This window comes from Hyphomonas sp. (assembly GCF_036964145.1).
Lineage (GTDB): Bacteria > Pseudomonadota > Alphaproteobacteria > Caulobacterales > Hyphomonadaceae > Hyphomonas.
Map to the genome: position 1 here is coordinate 250,185 of NZ_JBALUC010000003.1, position 18,610 is coordinate 268,794.

Sequence of the window (18,610 nt, forward strand, 5' to 3'; positions counted from 1 at the left end):
GATGGTCTGCCCGCCAGAAGCGTTGACATTGTCCTCGATCTGATAGTCGCCGCCCAGGGTCAGGGCTTCCGCTTCAGTTGTTCCGATTACGATATCGGCCATTGTCTACGCTCTCAATTAAACTGTCTGGTATGCTGACTTCACGAAGGCTTAACCAGAATAATTCGGAACGGACCTGTTGGCCACACCCTTCTGGTCTCAGGGAACCGGCCTATGGGTACAGGGAGTTCTCTTATGGGATAAAGATGGATTTCCGACGTCGAAGCCCCGCATGTCACACTCAGCGTGCGCCTTTGGAATTGACCACGGCAGGCAAAGTGAGCAGCAGAATTTTTACATCTGTCAGGAAGGTTCTGGTGCGGGCGTACTCAACATCCATGGCAACACGGGTCTCGTAGGATGTGTCACTGCGCCCGCGCACTTGCCAAAGACCTGTCAGGCCCGGACGCACGGCGCAGTAATGTTTGTAGTGCTCGCCATACTTCGAGATTTCGCTTTCCACAATTGGACGCGGTCCAACCAGGGACATGTCACCTCGAATGACGTTCAGAAGTTGCGGCAGTTCGTCGATAGAGCTCTTGCGAATGAACTGGCCGAGCGATGTGATCCGGGGATCGCGGCTCAGTTTCTGGGTCTCGGCCCATTCCCGGCGCGCTTCGGGATCGGTTGCCAGAAGCTGTTGCAGGCGCTCTCCGGCATCGGGAACCATGGAGCGAAGCTTGTAGCAGGGGAAAGGCGTGCCGTTCTTGCCCTGACGCATCTGCTTGAAAATGGCTGGACCACCATCCTGGAGGCGGATAAAAATAGCGATGGTCAGGATCAGTGGAGCAGTGAAGACCAGAATGCATGATGCCACAAGCACGTCGAAGGCGCGCTTGGCCATCTGCTCCGCACTCGAATTATCTGAACTGTGTCGCAGCGAGGCGTACGTAGCCATCTCCACTTCGCGTGACTCTTTTGAAAGTCTCAAACCCATATTCGTCCCCTAGAATCTACACTCTTGCGTCGGGTTTACTGCCTCACCCAGCGCAATTCCTAACGAGCCATTAACTCGGAGGTGCCGTTGGATGTTTATTTCTTTCAGGGAGGTTTGCAATCTCTGTACCGCGAAATATTAAAATAATTAACCGTCAGAGACTAATTTCGCGTGCGAGGGGAAAGTAAAGCGCAAATAATCGAGCATTCTGTACACAAAACTGGCATGTTCGAGGCAATTTTTGCCTCACGTGTCAGAGGTGACCGATTTTTGGACAGTCGCGTGCCAAGCCGGCACAAGCGAAAATGAAAAAGGGCGGCCTTTGTGGGCCGCCCTTTCATCGATTCGAATGGGAGTTCGGGTTAGAAGATGCGCTCGCCGATGCGGATCGTATCACCAGGTTTCACGGCCGTGTTGGTATCTAGCGTATAGGTTTCTTCAGAACCGGCATCGACGCTCTTGACGAAAACGACCTTCTTGTTTGCGCGATAGGTGAAGCCGCCCGCAGCCGCAACTGCATTCAGGACGGTCAGGCCCGAATTGTAAGGGTACTCGCCCGGCGAGCCGACTTCGCCAAGAATGTAGTAGGGCCGGTAGTTGATCACTTCCGCACTGACGCGGGGATTCAGGATGTAATCGCCGTCCAGCGTCTCGACGATCTTGGTCTCAAGTTCGGGCGTGGTCAGGCCCAAGGCCTCAACCTGTCCGACGAGGGGCAGGGAAATGGCGCCGGAGCCGTCGACGTCGAATTCGCCGGATAGGTCCGGATGACCAAAGACGGTCACACGCAGCCGATCCCCATTACCAAGGACGTAGGCCGGGGCCGTACGTTGCTCGTAACTGGTGTCTGGCGCATCCGACCGCTGGATAGCCGTGCCGGCCTGACAGGCTGACACAATCAGGAAGGCGCCAGCCATCAAGGCTGTGCAGATTGAGCGAAGAGTCATCATGTCCCCATATTCTCCGTTGTTGGGCGGAACTGGCCGCCGTGTAAAATGATCCCTTATACAGGACTCGTTTCCAGAAAGCTGACATCAGTCTTGAAAAGCTTGGCAGCCGACAGACGGCCGCTGATGAAGGCGCCGGTGTCCAGACCAATGCGGCGATTGTCGCGGAACACGCCTTCAGCCGGCGTATGCCCATGAACCACCATGTGATCGAACTCCTTTGTGTCGTCGAGAAACTCATCCCGAATCCAGAGCAGATCGCGTGCCGATTGTTGCTCCAGCGGGACGTCAGGCCGCATGCCGGCATGAACGAATAAATAGTCCCCGGCCACGTGATAGGACTGGAGGGAGTTGTAGAATTCGAAATGCTCCTTCGGCAGCCTTTCGCGAAAGCCGCTCCAGACTTTTTCCCAAGCCTTCTTGGCCGCTGTCATGGCCTCGTGTGACGTCAGGCTGGTGCGCGTGTTCGGCGGCTGGAATCCATAGGAATAGAGTGTCTCGCCGCCACCATACCGAACCCATTGCTTGCCAAAATTGGCATCGCTCAGGAACCGAAGCAGCGCTTCTTCATGGTTTCCCATCAGGAACACGGTTTCGAAGTCCTTCAGGCGATCACTGATCAGCAAATCGATCACGTCGCGCGATTGCAGGCCGCGATCAATATAGTCGCCCAGAAAGACCAGGGTCCGCTTCGTGCCTGCGGGAAGGGTTTCGCTATCCTGTTCAATCTGTTCCAGGAGCCGTTCCAGCAAGTCACGGCGTCCATGAATATCACCGATCGCATACAGGCACTCACCTTCCGGGGCTTCAGTGACGCGCGTTGCGACCTGGACCGGCGCCGGCCGAACGGGGGTGTCCACTTGTGGACCAGTGGAAACAAAGCCCTTCCGCATCCGCGCACGCAGAGATGTCGTCGAGCGGGTCAATTGGCCCAGTCTCGCGATGAAAGACTTCTGGATTTGCTGCGTCAACTTGGACATGGAGGCTCTGTAATTAATGACTCATTTATAGTGTTTTTTGACGGAAAACCAAAGGTAAGGCGCGTTTGTCGCTTTTTGGGAAAAGCGTCTCGCGCAGAAAACCGGCCGCCCAGCTCATGTGCATCGTGCCGGATGCCAGCCCCGCAAACAGGCCGCAGGCCGAACGTTTCCAGATCGCGACACCAATTGAGGCCGCAGCCAGAACGCCCAGATAGCCTGACGGCAGGAGAAGGGCTGGCAAGAAAAGGGGCGAAACAAGGAGGCCAAACAGGCTGGCGAGCAGGGCCAGGACCGGAATTGCCTGACGCAATTTCAGCGTATGACGGTGCTTGCGAGCCGTACGGGCGCGGCCTTTTCCATAACTGAAATACTGTTTTGCCAGCGAGCGGACGCTGCCGCGTGGCACGTACTGGATACGAATATCGGCGTCGAGGAAAATCCGGCCTCCCGCTTGAACCACACGCTTGTCGTATTCGGCATCCTCATTGTGAGAGAAGGTTTCGTCATATCCCCCGATCATCTTGAACACGGCCAAGTCAAATCCGGCATGATGGCCGTGGTCGACATAGGCAGACTTTCGCCCGCCCCTATGGGCGGATCCGCCTGATCCAAGGGGCGTATCCACGACCCAGGCATTGGCGCGTTCGAAACAGGTTTCGCCCACGGCGTCCATCGGCACGACCACCGAGGCGGCATGCGTTGTTTCCAGTGCGTCTGCGACATCAATAATGAAATTGCGAGGATAAATGGAGTGGGCATCACAGCGGATAAGGAATTGGGTTTCCTCGCTGGAATGCTTGGTTGCGGCGAGATTCAAGGCGGCTGATTGCAAGCGCTTCGGATTGTGCAACACGCGCAAATTCGGGAACTCACCCTTGAGGCCTTCGACGATCTCAACGGTCCGGTCCGTACTGCCGCCGTCTGCGATGGTCAGCGGAACCTGCCGCAGGCGTTCATCGCCGTCCATCAGGGACCGAATGCACGCCTCGATGTGGCGTTCTTCATTCAGCGTCGGAATGACCGCTAACACTGTCTGTGCCGGCGCTTCCCTGACCAGTCGTCCTGCGTTTCTTTCCATTACATCGCCAAGCATTTGGGCCTCTGAAGTATTTGTCTTCCCTCAGGGAGCAAAAAGCATTCCATTTTTACGACGGAATGACGTCACACAGCTGAAAGCATGATGAATGCGCAAATATTCCCCTCCCTTACGTTAATCTTGCCGTCCGCTGCGAACCTCCTATGGATAGGTATAAACACATAGGAGGAAGCTGCCATGATCGGTGTTATCGCGAAGCTGACCATACAGGACGGCAAGGAAGATCAGTTCGAGCAAGTCGCCAAGGACTTGATGGCGAAAGTGAAGGCCAATGAGCCGGGGTGCCTGACCTACCAGCTCTACAAGTCCAAGAAAGAGGCGAACACTTATATCTTCATGGAGCAGTATGCGAGCCAGGCAGACCTCGAAGCGCATGGTCAAACCGAGTACTTCAAGGCGGCTGGACCGAGCCTCGGAGCATGTCTCGCCGGCGCGCCGGAAATCTCCTACTTTGACAGCATAGACTGACCCGAGGCGGCCATGGATCTCTCGTTTACCAAGGAAGACCTTGAATTCCAGCAGGAAGTCAGGGACTGGATCGCCGAAGCTTACACGCCCGAATTGCGCGCGAAGATGGCCATGTCGAAGAATGGCTATCTCGACAAGGAGGGGCAGGTCGAGTGGCAGAAGCGACTTTACGAAAAAGGTTGGGTCGCGCCGAATTGGCCTGAAAAATATGGCGGTCCCGGCCTGTCTCCTTCGGAGCGCTATATTCTCAATATGGAGCTGTCTGCGGCGGGGACGCCCACCGTCAGCCCGATGGGCATATCCATGGTGGCGCCGGTTCTCATGGCCTTCGGGTCGGAAGAGCAGAAGGCGAAGTACCTGCCGCCCATCCTCCGGTCTGATGTCTGGTGGTGCCAGGGCTATTCAGAGCCGGGTGCAGGATCGGACCTGGCTTCGCTCCAGATGAGCGCAGTCCGCGATGGCGACGATTATGTGCTGAATGGTTCCAAGATCTGGACCACGCATGCCCAATGGGCGGACATGATCTTCTGTCTGGTGCGGACCTCCAAGGAGGGCAAGACACAAGAAGGGATCAGCTTCATCGTATTCCCGATGACGACGCCCGGAATCACAATCTCCGCGCTTCCTACACTCGACGGCCCGCTGGAAGGCCAGCAGGAAATCAATCAGGTCTTCTTCGAGAATGTCCGTGTTCCGATTGCCGAGGCCTTGGTAGGCGAGGAGAACAAGGGCTGGACCTATGCGAAATATCTGCTCCAGTTTGAGCGGGGCAATGCCTATGCGCCCGGGCTCCGGAATATGTTGCGCAAGGCGCGCAAGATCGCGAGCCTCGAGCAGTCTGAGGGTGAGGCGCTCATCCGCGACCATGATTTCTCCCGTAAGCTCGCCAATATGGAAATCAAGATCGACAGCCTGGACGCGACCGAGCAGCGGATCTTTTCGGCCTTGTCGGCCGGGCAGGCGGTTGGACCTGAGAGTTCCATGCTGAAATGCGAAGGCTCTGATACGCAACAGGCCATCACCGAACTGATCCTTGAAGCCACGGGGTCGTATGCGGCGCCGTTCATCAAGGACAGTTTCGCGGTTGCGCGGGCGGGGGCGAATGCCGACCTGCCCATGCCGCAATATGCGGTTCCGGTGGCGCCGAGCTATTTCAACTACCGGAAAACATCGATCTATGCCGGGTCCAATGAGATCCAGCGCAATATCATGGCGAAGATGGTGCTTGGTCTTTGACGGACATGGCGGCAGTTTCCAGAAGCGCCGCCCAAAGGCCGGGCCTGTTCACGCGGCTGGCTTATGGTGTGGGCGGCGCTGCTGGCGGCATCAAGAACAATGGCTTCGATTACGTCCTCCTGCTGTTCTACAGTCAGGTGCTCGGCCTGTCGGCGGTTCTGGTCGCCGCGGCAATGTGGATCGCGCTATTGTTCGACGCTGTATCAGACCCCGTCGTAGGCTACTGGTCTGACAATCTGCGGACGAAATGGGGGCGCAGGCATCCCTTGATGTATGTCGCGATGGCGCCCGTCGCCATCGCCTATTTCTTCGTCTGGAACCCGCCATCGGACCTGACCGAAATGGGACTGTTCAGCTGGCTGCTTACGCTCACAGTATCCGTGCGTCTCATGTACACCCTGTTCGAGGTTCCGAGCACCGCGCTCGCGGCTGAGTTGTCTCAGGATTATGATGCGCGCACATCGCTCATGTCTTTTCGGTACTTTTTTGCCTGGGTGGGAGGGCTGACGGTTCAGGTCGTCCTGTTCATGTTCCTGCTGAAGCCGAGCGAAGGGGATCCCTCCGGCTTCTTCCATTTGCCAGGCTGGCACAGCTATGGACTGATCGGGGCCTCGTGCATTTTCGTGGCCGTGTTGATCACGTCACTGGGAACGCACAGGCACATTCCCCATCTAAAAGCCCCGCCAAGCCCGCGCAAGCTAACTCCCGTGAAAGTCATTGGGGAAATCTGGGAAACTGTCTCAAATCCGTCCTTCCGAGCCTTGTTTCTGGCGACCCTGTTCGGCCTGTTAGCGTCTGGCGTCTCGGCTACATTGAACCAGTACATAAACGGCTTCTTCTGGGAGTTCACCAGCAAGCAGATCTCGGGATTGACTGCAGCCGTCTACGTGTCTTCCATTCTGGCGCTCGTCCTGGCGCCCTTGGCGGGACGGATGTTCGGAAAGAAGAAAGCCGCCATCGCTATTGGGTTGCTGGCCTTCACCATTGCGCCCGCTCCCGTGATCGCCCGCCAGTTCGGATTGCTACCGCCAAACGGCACAGAAGCGCTCTACATGATCGTTCTGAGTGTTACGGTCGTCGATCTCGCTTTGATCATTGCCTACCAGATGCTGGCTGCCTCCATGGTTGCCGACATCGTGGAAGAAAATGAACTCGCCACGGGGCGCCGTTCGGAAGGCATATACTTCGCCGGTATCAGTTTCATGCGGAAGCTTGCCCAAGGTGTGGGCGTATTGAGCGCATCCTTCATCCTCGCTGCAGCAGCGATCACCCCCGGGATGCGGTCTGCCGAAGCCAGCGAGCAAGCGGTTCGAACTCTTGGGTGGGGCTATGCCCTGACTCTCCTGTTTTTGTGGATGGTCATGATCCTTTGCATCAGTTTCTACCGGATCAGTCGCGAGGACCATGAAAGGAACCTCCGAGAGCTCGCCTCTCGGGGGACGACAGAGCCAACCTCCTGAAAAAACTCACAGATTTGTCATGATTGAAGGAATTGCGTCCCGCTTCACGCCGCAATAGAGCCATACTCATGATCCATACACTCCGCATGACAAAACACGTTTCGAAGTTCCTGGTGATTGCCGGGCTTTCGGTTCTGGCCCTGCTTGTCGTGGCGTTCATGCCACTCTTCGCTCACGCCCAACGCTTGCCTCAGTCCCAGGCGGAAATCGATCTTAGCTTCGCCCCGCTTGTAAGAGAAGCCTCGCCCGCGGTGGTCAACGTTTTCACCGAGCGCATGGTCGCCAACCGCGTATCTCCGATGGAGCAATTGTTCTTCGGCGATGCGATCCCGAAACAACGTCGGCAAAACTCGCTCGGGTCCGGTGTGATCGTCGGATCGGATGGCGTAATCGTGACCAACAATCACGTCATTGACGGTGCCGACACGTTCCGGGTGGTTCTCAGCGACCGCCGGGAATATCCGGCCGAACTCGTGCTTGCGGATGAACGGACGGACCTCGCCGTCCTGAAGATCGACACGGAGGGCGCTGTCCTGCCGGTTCTGCCCTATGCAGACACCCGCGCCGCGGAAGTGGGTGATCTTGTTCTTGCCATCGGCAACCCTTTCGGCGTCGGCCAGACAGTGACCAGCGGTATCATCTCCGCAACGGCTCGAACCGATGTCGGCATTTCAGACTATGCCTTCTTCCTCCAGACGGACGCGGCGGTGAACCCGGGCAATTCCGGCGGTGCGCTTGTGAATACGAAAGGCGAGTTGGTTGGCGTCAACACCGCGATCTTCTCCCGGTCCGGCGGGTCCAACGGAATCGGATTTGCCATTCCGGCCGAGATGGTGAAACGCGTCGTCGATGCCGCGATGAATGAAGGCACGTTCGTGCGTCCCTGGCTCGGGCTGGCTGCGCAATCGGTCAGCTATGACATTGCCAAGGCGCAGGGGCTGGACCGTCCCGTCGGTGTCATGGTGACGGAAGTCTATGATGATGGCCCGGCCGACCGGTCCGGCCTGCGCCGGGGCGACCTTGTTACCGCAATCGATGGCCGCGAAGTGTTCGATGAAAAAGGCCTGAAATTCCTCGCCGCTGTTCGCAGCCCGGGAGATGAAGCCTTCCTGACTGTCCTGCGAGGCGGCAAGACCCAGAACATTGGAGTCACGGTTGAACCGCCTCCGGGTGCGCGGGAAGCCGATATTGTCCTGCTTGACGGGCGTACCGCTTTTTCAGGCGCCCGGGTCGTGGAGCTATCGCCGCGCCTCGCAGAAGAGAATGGCCTCGACCCGTTCCAGAAAGGCTCGGGTATCTACGTTCATTCCGTGATGCGTCGGTCGATCGCCCGCAATTTCTTCCGGCCTGGCGATATTGTCCGATCCGTGAATGGCATTCAGACCAAGACGGTGGACGAATTGAAATCCGCCCTCTCGGCTGGAAAAGAGAGCAGCTGGGATATCGAGATAGAGCGTAATGGCCGGATCGTTCGCGGAACGGTCCGGCTCTAGCGAGGTCAGTTGGTCCGTTTCGGATGCAGGATGACCGGCAATTGCTCGTAACCCAGCACGAAATTGGACAGGACGCGTGTCGGCTCGCCGGTCACTTCGATCCGGTCGAACCGGTTCAGGATTTCTTCCCATAAGATGCGGAGCTGCATTTCAGCGACGCGATTGCCCATGCAACGGTGAATGCCGAAGCCAAAGGACAGGTGACGGCGGGCATTTTCCCGGTCGATGCGGAAGGCGTCCGCATCCGGGATCACTTCTTCATCGCGATTGCCGGAGGCGTACCACATCACCACCTTGTCACCCTTGCGGATCATCTGGCCGCCAAGGTCGGTGTCTTCGGTCGCAATCCGTCGCATATGCGCCAAGGGTGTCTGGTAGCGGATGATTTCCGAGACCATGTTCGGCACGAGGGAAGGGTCCGCGCGCAGCTTGTCATATTCTTCCGGGAACTGGTTCAGGAAGTAGACGCCGCCCGAGATCGAGTTGCGGGTCGTGTCATTGCCACCGACGATCAGCAACATCAAATTGCCGAGCAGTTCGATCGGATTATCCGCCATGTCCTTGGTGTCTTCGCCATGGGCCAGGAGGGAAATGAAATCGAACTTGCGGGGCTGGGCGGCCCGTTCGCGCCAGAGTTGGGTGAAATAAGCAACGCATTCGTTCAGATGCTTCATCCGCCATTCCATATCTGTACCGACAATGCCGACAGCGTCGCTTGTTGTTGCAACGTCTGACCAGAAGGGCAGGAGATGACGGTCTTCGAAGGGGAAGTCGAACAGTGTTGCCAGCATCTGGGTGGTCAGTTCGATCGAGACCTTGTCGACCCAGTTGAATTCCTCCCCGACTGGCAAACTGTCCAGAATGGCGCAAACGCGCTGACGGATCAGGTCTTCCAGTTCTGACAACTGGGTAGGGGCGACGGCCGGTTGCGCAACCTTGCGCTGGATGTCATGCAGCGGCGGGTCCATGGCAATGAACATGGGCGGCTGGAAATTGTCGCTTGGATCGCCGATCACGATGCTCGGTTCGGACGAGAAGGCCTTGTGATTGGAGTCGACCGCGACGATGTCATGATACTTCGTGACTGACCAATACGCGCCCACCGAGCTTTCCGGGCAATAGTGGACAGGCGCTTCCTTGCGCAATCGTCGGAAATACTCGCCTTGCATGTTGTTCTGGAAAATCTCAGCTTTCGAAACATCGAAAGTCTCCAGCGGCAGGCTCCAGGGATCTGGAACCGTGCCTTCCGCCTCATACTCTGTATCGGCCATGCTTTCCTCCCGTTTTTTCTTTTCACAATACGTGTGAAAAGGGCGGGCGGCTAGCGGTCAGGCGGCGCCAATTGTTGTGCGGTGCAACAGACGATCATGGCCAGGATACCCGCCGGTCGCCATGTGGAGCAGGCAACGATTGTCCCACATGACCAGCATGTTTTCCTGCCATGACTGTCGGTACTGGAATTCAGGACGAGTCTGCCAGCGGTAGAGCTCGGTGAGCAATTCCCAGCCGTCTTCCGGCGTCATGCCGTCAAATCCCGTTATATAGCCTGCGGTGCCGAATATGCTTTCGCGACCGGTCTCAGGATGGACGCGAATGATGTCGTGCAGGTGTACGGCTTCAGCTTCGGGCGAGGCGATAATCGTCATGCTGCGGCCGTTTGCCTCGTCACTATCCCCATACATGCCGCCTGGGGCATAGGCGTTTTTGGCCGAATGGATGGCCTTTTGACCTACCAGCTTCCCGCGTAAGTCCGCCGGCATCTGTTCGAGCGCCAAATATTGATTTGCAAACAACGTGTCGCCCCCCTGCGGCGGAATGGTGATGCCGAACAGGCAGGTGCCGCTTGGAGGCTCGGGCTGGAAACTCCAATCGGTGTGCCAGCTTTCAGCGAAGATCGGTGCGGTCTCGTCGGCCGCCCGCTGAACCGCGATGATGTGTTCATGGCCGGGAATGGGGGCGATGAACGGGTCGTCGCCAAAAGGGCCGAAATACAGAGTGAACCGCTCCAGGTCTGCGTCGCTCATCTCCTGATCCGGAAAGGACAGGACCTGATGGTCCAGCCAGGCTGCCCGAATGTCCGCTATAGTCTCGGCATCAAGCGGCGCGGTCAGGTCAACGCCGCAAATTTCAGCGCCGCACGCCTGTCCCGATGGTATGATCTCCAGTGTCATTTTGTGTCTCCTCCACTTGGCACCTTATCACGCCCTGCAATCACGCCTAGAACGGGCGCATGAACGATCTTTTCTCTGCCTCCGGCCTCTCTGAAGGCGCCCCCCAGCCACTGGCTGACCGGTTGCGCCCACAAACCCTGTCCGATGTGGTCGGGCAGGATCACCTACTCGGACCCGACGGTCCGTTGCGGCGCATGCTGGAGGCGGGGCGGCTCTCCTCCATTATCTTCTGGGGACCGCCCGGTGTGGGGAAGACAACGATTGCGCGGCTGCTCGCGAGTGAAACAGACCTCGAATTCGAAGCCATCAGCGCCATCTTTTCAGGCGTGAAGGATTTGCGCGCCGCCTTTGAGCGGGCCGAGGCGCGTCGGTCGACGGGGAAGGGCACCTTGCTGTTCGTTGACGAGATCCACCGGTTCAACAAAGCGCAACAGGACGGTTTCCTGCCTTTCGTGGAAGGTGGGATCGTAACACTGGTTGGGGCCACCACCGAAAATCCCAGCTTCGAGATCAATGGCGCTCTCCTGTCGCGCTGCCAGGTCATGGTGCTGAGGCGGCTCGATGAGGACGGGCTTGGCCTTCTGATCGACCGGGCCGAGGCCATGGAGGGGCAGAAACTGCCCGTGGTGCCTGCGGCGCGCGCGGCCCTGATCGACATGGCTGACGGGGACGGACGCTATCTGCTGAACCTTGTTGAGCAGGTCTACACTTTTGCAGGTAAGGGGGAGCCCCTGTCGGTAGAGGCCATGTCGGCTGCCCTTCAGAAACGAGCCCCAGCCTACGACAAGTCGGGCGAGGGTCACTATAATCTCATTTCGGCACTCCATAAGTCTGTGCGCGGATCAGATCCGGATGCGGCGATGTACTGGTTCGCCCGGATGCTGGAGGGCGGGGAAGACCCGCGGTTTCTCGCGCGCCGACTGGTCGTGATGGCCAGCGAGGATATTGGGCTTGCTGACCCCACGGCCATGATGGTCGCAGGCGAAGCGGCGCGGGCGTTCGAGCGCCTTGGCGAACCGGAGGGGTTGATCCCGCTGGCACATTGCGTCGTCCATCTCGCAACGGCGCCAAAATCGAACGCATCCTATATGGCGCTGAAGAAGGCGCGCGCCGCCGCGCGGGAAACGGGCAGTCTGATGCCGCCCAAATCAATTCTCAATGCGCCCACCGGCATGATGAAGGACCAAGGCTATGGCGAGGGATACGTCTACGATCACGATACGGAAGAAGGTGTATCCGGGCAGAACTATTTTCCGGACGGCATGGAGCGCCCCGTCTTCTACGAACCGAAAGGGCATGGCCGGGAGCGCGCTATCATGGAGCGCATGAAATATATCGCGGAAATTCGAAACCGGAACCGACGCTGATTCATGAGAAACCGTCCGCTTCCCGACATCAGTGCCGAAGACCGCGCCTATGCGCATAGTCTCATTATATATGAGGACAGCGAGGTTATCGTGTTCGACAAGCCGTCCGGGCTTGCCGTTCAGGGGGGAGGTGGCGTGTCCCAATCTCTGGATAACTTGCTCGTCGCCTTTGCAAAATCGAACGGCAAGAAGCCGCGTCTGGTCCATCGGCTCGACCGGGGCACGTCCGGTGTCATTATTGTCGCGCGGACCAAGCCGGCGGCGGCTTCCCTGTCAGATGAGTTCGCATCCCGCCATGCCAGAAAAACCTATCTCGCCATCGCCAGCGGTCGCTTGCCCGAGCGCGATGCGGGCGTCTTCGACCAGCCGCTAGTGAAAGTTGAGGAGGGCGGACGGCCGCGCATGCTAATCGCCAAGCCGGGACGCAAGGGCAGTCAGGAAGCTGTTACGCACTGGCGTATCCTGTCGCGCCAGGGTGAGCATGCTGTCTTCGAACTGAAACCAGAGACGGGACGGATGCACCAGATCCGCGCCCATCTGATGGGAGCCGGCTGCCCGATCCTGGGAGATCATCTGTACGGATCAGGCGCGCGCTCGGCTGATCGGTTGATGCTGCATGCGCGGTCGCTCGAGATTGCACTCCCGGATCAGGGGCGGCAGATATTCAGCGCACCCGTGCCGACCGCCTTTACTGAACTGGCGGGGCGGCTCGGACTTCAGTTGCCGGAGTAAACTGGCAAAGAAAAAGGCCCTCTGTCTCCAGAGGGCCTCGATCAATCCAAAGGGCAACCGAGACTATCTCTCGCGGAAGCGTGGGATGACAGCTTGGGTCTGGCCGGAATTCACGGCCTCCACGGCTGCCAGCTGTTCCATAAGCGACTGGACGTGCTGGTCTCCGGCAAGGCGGTTCAGCATGATGGCCGCTTCAGCGCCCTCGGCGGACACGCCGAACAGGTTTTCGAGGGCTTCAAGGCCTGTTGGGCGATGCGGGTAGTAGACCAGCCGCGGCGTCACATCGGCGTCGATGTCGGCCAGTTCCTTGGCTTTCTCGATGGCGTCAATGAATGTGCCGAGCTCGTCGACCAGCCCCACGTCGAGCGCGTCTTCACCGCTCCAGATGCGGCCACGCGCGATTTCGTGCACTTCGTCATATGTCATGCCACGGCCGTCTGCGACGATGCCGAGGAAGCGGTCATAGCCGCGCTTCAGCGTGTCCTTGACCGCCGCTTCCTGCGTTTCCGTGAACGTGTCGGCTCCATAGGCGTCGGCGAACTCACCACCCACGCTTACCCGGTCAAAGGTGATGCCGAGCTTGTTCAGGCCGCCTTCCACCGCGAACTTGCCGCCATAGATGCCGATCGAGCCGGTGATGGTGGCGCGGTTGGCCATGATATAGTCGGCACCGGCCGAGACATAATACCCGCCGGACGCGGCGAGCGATCCCATGGATACGATGACCGGCTTGCCGTCAGCCTGCACACGTTCGATGGCGTTCCAGATCTGGTCGGCCGCAACGGGTGAGCCGCCGGGGCTGTCGACACGGAAGATGATGGCCTTGACCTTATCATTCTTGCCGGCGTCGAGAATGGCGCGGGCAATATTGTCCGACGCAAAGCCAGGCGGGGATGAGAAGGGCGAGTCGCCTTCGCCCCCACCCGTCACAACAGCGCCTTCACCGCCGACGACCGCAATTTGCGGTGCGCGCAGGCTTGGGGATGGCGCGCTATAGAAAGCGAGGTCGACAAGTTCCGCGTCATCGCCGGCGCGTTCAAGAGCCGCCGCCGAGGCTTCTTCCGGATACCCGGTCTTGTCGAGGAGCTTCAACGAGATGGCCTTCTCAGCCGGGATAGGGCCGCTTTCAAGGGCGGTGCGAACAGCCTCGGCGTTGAGCCCGCGGTCTGCCGCCATGTCACCCAGGGCGGTGGTCCAGACAGAGTCCGCCAGCGTTGCGAGGGCTTCCTTGTGAGGCTCGGTATAACCGGTCTTGTTGTAGGAGTTCGGGGCGTTCTTGTATTCATAGAACGGGTAGATTTCCGGGGTCACATCGATCTTGTCGAACAGGCCCTTGAAGAACTCTGTCTCGAACGTCAGTCCCGGGACAACCAGGTCCGAGCCTGGCTGCATCCAGATTTCATCGGCGGCGGAAATCGACCAATAGGCTGATGGGCCACGAACGCCGAGGGTTCCCTGTGAATGCGCAATGACAAACTTGCCCTGGTCACGGAAGCTCTGGATTGCCTGGCGCAATTCCTCTGCGCGGGCGCTGCCGGTTCCGATAAAGGCGCCCCGGATGAACAGGCCTTTCACATGGTCATCGGATTCGGCTGCCTTGAGCTTGGTCAGCAAGTCGATGAAGCCGGGCGTGCCGGACAGCGCGGCAAATCCGCCTGTAGGGGCCTGATCCGAGAACTCCGTATTCAGGTCCAGAGAAAGGACAACAGAGTCCGGACGCTCAGGTTTTGAGCTTGATGCCCCAACAATGAGCAGCATGAGAAAAGAAAACATCAGGAAGATGAAAATGAACATGGCGGCGAGGGCGCCGGCCATGGAGAGGAAAAAGGTCTTCATTTATGAACGGTCTCCATGCACACGGTCTGGGAGTCGTGTCTTTCTGTATTTCGATATTGCCGATTATCGATAAAATGTAAAGGTGAGCATATCAGCGTGTGTGAAAATCTGGCGGATCGTCCCATTCCCTGCACAAATCCACCGCAAAGGATGAGATCGGGTGTTGCCAGCAACCGCAAGAGTGGCTATCTCGGCGCCTTCATTGGGGTGTCGCCAAGTGGTAAGGCACCGGTTTTTGGTATCGGCATTCCCAGGTTCGAATCCTGGCACCCCAGCCATCGTCTTCCAGATCGCCGACCATGCGGGAAGACAACGCGAGACAAAAATCGATCGTTACTGTATCACGCCGGTTGCCAATGGACGTGCGACCGATATTTTCCTTACTGAATCGTAAAGCATCTTATTGATCCCGGAATTCAGGGTTGTTAGCGTTAGGGATCAAAAGTAAGGGCGTTGCGTACCCGGCGTCTGAGTGGCAAAGGGTATAACCAGAGAGCGGCCCACGCTCCAAAGCTCAGGGGAGAGGTCGGGCGTCTCTACGCCTTTCGGCTTCCGTTTATACTACCAGGCCAATTGTGTGTGTGGTCATGGCATTGAAACCGGGACGTCCTCATGAGCAGGGCGCCTGACTGTCGATTTTTACGCGCAATTCCTGCGCGACCGTTTGGAGAGTGAGAGGCAAACCTCATGAAGAAACTTCTGTCACCAGCTCGCGGCGTTCTCGCCGCTGCGCTGATTGCGGGCTTGGCCATGCCGGCCCAGGCCCAGCTGCGCGAAGCACTGAATACCGGCGAGCAGGCCACCCGGCGCGCTGAACAGGTTCAGGAGCAGATCAACCAGTTGGACGACCAACGCACCGATATGGTGCGGGAATACCGTACCCTGCTTCAGCGCCGTGACGCCGCTGATCTGTACGCCAAGCAGCAAGAGCTTGTTGTCCAGAGCCAGGAAGAAGAGATCGAGTCCCTGACCAGCCAGCTCGGCTCGATTGATGACATCACCGCTCAGACGGTTCCGATGCTTCTCGGCATGATCGAAGATCTCAAGGGCTTCGTTGCCGCGGATCTTCCTTTCAAGCAGGAAGAGCGTCAGGCTCGCCTCGATGGCCTCGACGCTGTCATGGAAACCGCGAACGTCACGCCAGCTGAACAGTATCGCCTGATCATGGACGCCTATCAGGCTGAAATGGAATATGGCCGCACGATCAGCACCTGGCAGGAAGAGATCACCATCGGCGGTAACCCGACGACGGTCGACATGTTCCTGTATGGCCGCGTCGCACTCGTCTATGCTGCACCAAACGGCTCTGCCGCTCGCTACAACCGCAACACCGGTGAGTGGGAATCGATCAAGGGCGGCTACGTCGCTGATATCGACAAGGCAATCCGCGTTGCTCAGGCAAAAGCCCAGCAAGACGTTCTGTTCGCTCCGGTTCAGAAGTTCTCCGTCGAGTAATCGGCAGGCACCAGAGAATTAAGAGGTAATATAGATGTTGAAGTTCAATTCCTCGCTGAAGGCTCTCGGTGCAGCTACGCTGCTCGGCCTCGGCTCAATCGCGGTGTCCGCTCCGGCCACTGCTCAATCGCTCCAGGATGTTCTCGCCAAAGTGCGTCAGGACTCCAATCAGATGTCTGCGGAAGACCAGCAGCGTCTGCGTGAATTCCAGGCAGACACCGCTGCCCAGTCCCAGAAGATGTCTGATGCCCGCGGCGCCCTTGCTGCAGCAGAAGCTCGCGGCCGGGCACTGAGCGCACAGTTCGACGCCAACGAGGCCACCCTAGCCGATCTGGAAGCTCAGGTTTCCGAACAGGCTGGTGACTTCCAGGAGCTGCTTGGTCAGTTCCGTTCGGCAGCCGGCGAGACCATGCCGGAAATCGCGAACTCCTTCGCAAACTTTGATTATCAGGGCCGCGTTGAAGGCATTGCCGAAATCGCTGAAGCCCGTACGCTTCCGAACCGCGCTCAGCTTGAGCGTCTTCCGAAAGCGATGATCCAGGAAATGATCGCCCAGTCGGAAGTGAAAAGCTTCACGGCAACGGTCGACGGCATTGGTGCAGACGCATCGAACGCTGAAGCCGAACTGATGCGTGTTGGCGTGTTCACCGCCGCCACCGTCGACGGCACGGACTTCGTCGAAGTCCGCAAGAAGGACAATGGCGAGACCTTCCTTCAGGTCTTCGAAAAGCAGCCTTCCGGCGCCTTTGCGTCTTCGATGAACAGCCTGATCAAGGCCGGTCCGGACCAGATCGTCCGCGCCCCGGTCGACCCATCCAAGGGTAACCTGTTCGGCATTCTCGGCGACCTGCCGGAATTCGGCGATCGCCTGAAGCAGGGCGGTCCTGTTGGTGCTGTCATCATGGCGCTGCTGGCTGTTGGCCTGCTGCTCGGTCTCTACAAGATGTTCACGCTCTTCACGATGGGCGGAGCCATGCGCAAGACGGCGAAAACCCGTCAGGCTGGCGACGGCAACCCGCTGGCTCGCGTGTTCGAAGCCTATGAGCAGAACAAGCAGAACGACATCGAGACGCTGGAACTCAAGCTGGACGAACAGATCCTTCGCGAGAGCCCACGCATCGAGCGTTTCAACGACATCATCAAAGTGCTTGCTGCTGTTGCACCACTGCTCGGCCTGCTCGGTACCGTTATTGGTATGATCATCACCTTTACGTCGATCACCATCTACGGTGCGGGCGATCCGAAGCTGATGGCCGGTGGTATCTCCGTTGCCCTTATGACGACCGTGTTCGGTCTCGTGGCGGCTATCCCGCTTCTCCTGGTCCATGCAGTCGTGTCCGCAATGGCACGCGGCAACCAGCAGATGCTTGACGAGCAGGCTGCTGGCCTGGTCGCCGAGAAAGCGGAATCCACGCGCGGGGCGATGGCGTAAGCCATCCCCCTCGTACACCCGAGGAGTAACCCGATATGGGTTTTGCAGACTTACAGGCTTTCCTCGATCGTGGCGGTCCAGTGTTGCTGGTCATTATGCTTGCAACATTCTTCATGTGGGGCCTGATTTTGGAACGCGTGTTCTATTTCAGGTTCGCACATAAGCAGGTCGCTGCCGATGCGATTGCGGAGTGGCGTTCGCGCTCCGACCGGAAATCCACACTCGCGCACTGGGTAAAAGACAAGCTGGTATCCGAAGTCCGTATGAAAGCGGAACAGAATGTCCAGCTGACCAAGGCAATGGTGGCGCTTGCGCCACTGCTCGGCCTGCTGGGCACCGTGACCGGTATGGTCGCTGTGTTCGACATCATGGCGATCACCAGCGGTGCGGATGCAAAGGCCATGTCGGCCGGTGTGTCCCGCGCCACGATCCCCACGATGGCAGGCATGGTCGCCTCGCTCTCAGGCATTCTTTTCACGTCCGGCATGGACCGCCGGGTCAACCGCTCGGTCCAGCAGGTTGAAGATGCGATGGAGATTAGCTGATGCGAGGACGTACACACAGAGCACCTGAAGAGGCGAATGTTGACCTCACGCCCATGTTGGACGTGGTCTTCATTCTGCTCATCTTCTTTATCGTGACTTCGACCTTCGCTCAGGAAGAGACGATCGGCATCGAGCCGCCGCCTCCACCGGCACCGGACCAGGAACAGCAACAACAGGTTCCCGCGATCCTGATCTATGTTGATGAATCCAATCTGATCACGGTGAATGGTCGCGTGACCGACATCGGATCTGTCCGCGCCAACATTGAGCGTGTTCGGGCTGAGAATCCGGAAAGCCAGGTGGTTATCCAGGCTCATCCGAAGTCGAGAAATGGCGTAATCGTCCTTATTCGGGACGCCGCCTATAACGCTGGCTACACGACAGGGGTTAACCTTGTCCTGTCGCAGGCAGAGTAG

Annotated in this window: 17 protein-coding genes and 1 tRNA gene; 11 read left to right on the forward strand and 7 right to left on the reverse strand. The window is 58.3% G+C overall.

The features are described 5' to 3' along the window. Positions 1–280 precede the first annotated feature (280 nt). From V7660_RS11040 to V7660_RS11055, 4 genes are all read right to left on the reverse strand, one after another. Positions 281–976 (reverse strand): sugar transferase, encoded by a 696-nt coding sequence (locus tag V7660_RS11040; protein WP_335603101.1) that lies wholly within the window; start codon positions 974–976, stop codon positions 281–283. Between the two features lie 362 nt (positions 977–1,338). Then, positions 1,339–1,926: a polysaccharide biosynthesis/export family protein gene (locus V7660_RS11045; protein ID WP_335603102.1), complete on the reverse strand. Its 588-nt coding sequence runs from the start codon at positions 1,924–1,926 to the stop codon at positions 1,339–1,341. Between the two features lie 53 nt (positions 1,927–1,979). After that, positions 1,980–2,903 carry a metallophosphoesterase family protein gene (locus V7660_RS11050; RefSeq protein ID WP_335603103.1) on the reverse strand — a complete coding sequence of 308 codons (924 nt, stop codon included), beginning with the start codon at positions 2,901–2,903 and terminating at the stop codon, positions 1,980–1,982. A gap of 25 nt (positions 2,904–2,928) precedes the next feature. Then, entirely contained in the window at positions 2,929–3,996 is a 1,068-nt protein-coding gene (locus V7660_RS11055; protein ID WP_335603104.1) for a glycosyltransferase family 2 protein, read from the reverse strand. Between the two features lie 180 nt (positions 3,997–4,176). On the opposite strand from V7660_RS11055, the gene V7660_RS11060 reads away from it, so the two are divergent. The 4 genes from V7660_RS11060 to V7660_RS11075 all read left to right on the forward strand — a co-directional run bounded on the left by V7660_RS11060 (position 4,177) and on the right by V7660_RS11075 (position 8,656). After that, complete coding sequence (locus V7660_RS11060) at positions 4,177–4,467, forward strand: putative quinol monooxygenase (protein WP_335603105.1); 291 nt, start codon at positions 4,177–4,179, stop codon at positions 4,465–4,467. Positions 4,468–4,479: 12 nt separating this feature from the next. Beyond that, positions 4,480–5,703, forward strand: coding sequence for an acyl-CoA dehydrogenase family protein (locus V7660_RS11065; protein WP_335603106.1), 1,224 nt, complete (start codon positions 4,480–4,482; stop codon positions 5,701–5,703). A 5-nt stretch (positions 5,704–5,708) separates the two neighbouring features. Next, positions 5,709–7,163: an MFS transporter gene (locus tag V7660_RS11070; RefSeq protein WP_335603107.1), complete on the forward strand. Its 1,455-nt coding sequence runs from the start codon at positions 5,709–5,711 to the stop codon at positions 7,161–7,163. Between the two features lie 68 nt (positions 7,164–7,231). Further along, the gene (locus V7660_RS11075) at positions 7,232–8,656 is read left to right on the forward strand and encodes a Do family serine endopeptidase (RefSeq protein WP_335603108.1); all 1,425 of its coding nucleotides are present in this window, start codon (positions 7,232–7,234) and stop codon (positions 8,654–8,656) included. Between the two features lie 5 nt (positions 8,657–8,661). Here V7660_RS11075 and V7660_RS11080 read toward each other — a convergent pair whose 3' ends face one another. Together V7660_RS11080 and V7660_RS11085 are read right to left on the reverse strand one after the other, a co-directional pair. Next, the gene (locus V7660_RS11080) at positions 8,662–9,927 is read right to left on the reverse strand and encodes a cytochrome P450 (protein WP_335603109.1); all 1,266 of its coding nucleotides are present in this window, start codon (positions 9,925–9,927) and stop codon (positions 8,662–8,664) included. Positions 9,928–9,984: 57 nt separating this feature from the next. Further along, on the reverse strand, positions 9,985–10,827 hold the full coding sequence (locus V7660_RS11085) for a TauD/TfdA dioxygenase family protein (protein ID WP_335603110.1): 843 nt from the start codon (positions 10,825–10,827) through the stop codon (positions 9,985–9,987). 59 nt (positions 10,828–10,886) lie between these two features. Between V7660_RS11085 and V7660_RS11090 the strand changes: the two genes are divergently transcribed. Continuing rightward, the gene (locus tag V7660_RS11090) at positions 10,887–12,194 is read left to right on the forward strand and encodes a replication-associated recombination protein A (RefSeq protein ID WP_335603111.1); all 1,308 of its coding nucleotides are present in this window, start codon (positions 10,887–10,889) and stop codon (positions 12,192–12,194) included. Between the two features lie 3 nt (positions 12,195–12,197). Beyond that, entirely contained in the window at positions 12,198–12,926 is a 729-nt protein-coding gene (locus tag V7660_RS11095) for an RluA family pseudouridine synthase (protein ID WP_335603112.1), read from the forward strand. A 63-nt stretch (positions 12,927–12,989) separates the two neighbouring features. On the opposite strand, the gene sppA is transcribed toward V7660_RS11095, so the two are convergent. Further along, positions 12,990–14,762 (reverse strand): signal peptide peptidase SppA, encoded by a 1,773-nt coding sequence (gene sppA / locus V7660_RS11100; protein ID WP_335603113.1) that lies wholly within the window; start codon positions 14,760–14,762, stop codon positions 12,990–12,992. A gap of 203 nt (positions 14,763–14,965) precedes the next feature. Here sppA and V7660_RS11105 point away from each other — a divergent pair. The 5 genes from V7660_RS11105 to V7660_RS11125 all read left to right on the forward strand — a co-directional run bounded on the left by V7660_RS11105 (position 14,966) and on the right by V7660_RS11125 (position 18,610). Next, a tRNA-Gln gene (locus V7660_RS11105) sits at positions 14,966–15,040 on the forward strand. 409 nt (positions 15,041–15,449) lie between these two features. Beyond that, positions 15,450–16,217, forward strand: coding sequence for a DUF3450 domain-containing protein (locus V7660_RS11110; protein WP_335603114.1), 768 nt, complete (start codon positions 15,450–15,452; stop codon positions 16,215–16,217). 34 nt (positions 16,218–16,251) lie between these two features. Beyond that, complete coding sequence (locus V7660_RS11115) at positions 16,252–17,649, forward strand: MotA/TolQ/ExbB proton channel family protein (protein WP_335603115.1); 1,398 nt, start codon at positions 16,252–16,254, stop codon at positions 17,647–17,649. Positions 17,650–17,684: 35 nt separating this feature from the next. Then, on the forward strand, positions 17,685–18,194 hold the full coding sequence (locus tag V7660_RS11120; protein ID WP_027838575.1) for a MotA/TolQ/ExbB proton channel family protein: 510 nt from the start codon (positions 17,685–17,687) through the stop codon (positions 18,192–18,194). Further along, positions 18,194–18,610, forward strand: coding sequence for an ExbD/TolR family protein (locus V7660_RS11125; RefSeq protein ID WP_335603116.1), 417 nt, complete (start codon positions 18,194–18,196; stop codon positions 18,608–18,610). Before V7660_RS11120 ends, V7660_RS11125 begins: the two co-directional genes overlap by 1 nt.

Bases quoted from the DNA above. Each gene is read 5' to 3' on its own strand.
- V7660_RS11045 (WP_335603102.1), bottom strand. From the start codon at position 1,926: ATGATGACTCTTCGCTCAATCTGCACAGCCTTGATGGCTGGCGCCTTC.
- V7660_RS11110 (WP_335603114.1), top strand. From the start codon at position 15,450: ATGAAGAAACTTCTGTCACCAGCTCGCGGCGTTCTCGCCGCTGCGCTG.
- V7660_RS11055 (WP_335603104.1), bottom strand. From the start codon at position 3,996: ATGCTTGGCGATGTAATGGAAAGAAACGCAGGACGACTGGTCAGGGAA.
- V7660_RS11120 (WP_027838575.1), top strand. From the start codon at position 17,685: ATGGGTTTTGCAGACTTACAGGCTTTCCTCGATCGTGGCGGTCCAGTG.
- V7660_RS11050 (WP_335603103.1), bottom strand. From the start codon at position 2,903: ATGTCCAAGTTGACGCAGCAAATCCAGAAGTCTTTCATCGCGAGACTG.
- V7660_RS11070 (WP_335603107.1), top strand. From the start codon at position 5,709: ATGGCGGCAGTTTCCAGAAGCGCCGCCCAAAGGCCGGGCCTGTTCACG.
- sppA (WP_335603113.1), bottom strand. From the start codon at position 14,762: ATGAAGACCTTTTTCCTCTCCATGGCCGGCGCCCTCGCCGCCATGTTC.
- V7660_RS11085 (WP_335603110.1), bottom strand. From the start codon at position 10,827: ATGACACTGGAGATCATACCATCGGGACAGGCGTGCGGCGCTGAAATT.
- V7660_RS11090 (WP_335603111.1), top strand. From the start codon at position 10,887: ATGAACGATCTTTTCTCTGCCTCCGGCCTCTCTGAAGGCGCCCCCCAG.
- V7660_RS11125 (WP_335603116.1), top strand. From the start codon at position 18,194: ATGCGAGGACGTACACACAGAGCACCTGAAGAGGCGAATGTTGACCTC.
- V7660_RS11075 (WP_335603108.1), top strand. From the start codon at position 7,232: ATGATCCATACACTCCGCATGACAAAACACGTTTCGAAGTTCCTGGTG.
- V7660_RS11095 (WP_335603112.1), top strand. From the start codon at position 12,198: ATGAGAAACCGTCCGCTTCCCGACATCAGTGCCGAAGACCGCGCCTAT.
- V7660_RS11115 (WP_335603115.1), top strand. From the start codon at position 16,252: ATGTTGAAGTTCAATTCCTCGCTGAAGGCTCTCGGTGCAGCTACGCTG.
- V7660_RS11040 (WP_335603101.1), bottom strand. From the start codon at position 976: ATGGGTTTGAGACTTTCAAAAGAGTCACGCGAAGTGGAGATGGCTACG.
- V7660_RS11080 (WP_335603109.1), bottom strand. From the start codon at position 9,927: ATGGCCGATACAGAGTATGAGGCGGAAGGCACGGTTCCAGATCCCTGG.
- V7660_RS11060 (WP_335603105.1), top strand. From the start codon at position 4,177: ATGATCGGTGTTATCGCGAAGCTGACCATACAGGACGGCAAGGAAGAT.
- V7660_RS11065 (WP_335603106.1), top strand. From the start codon at position 4,480: ATGGATCTCTCGTTTACCAAGGAAGACCTTGAATTCCAGCAGGAAGTC.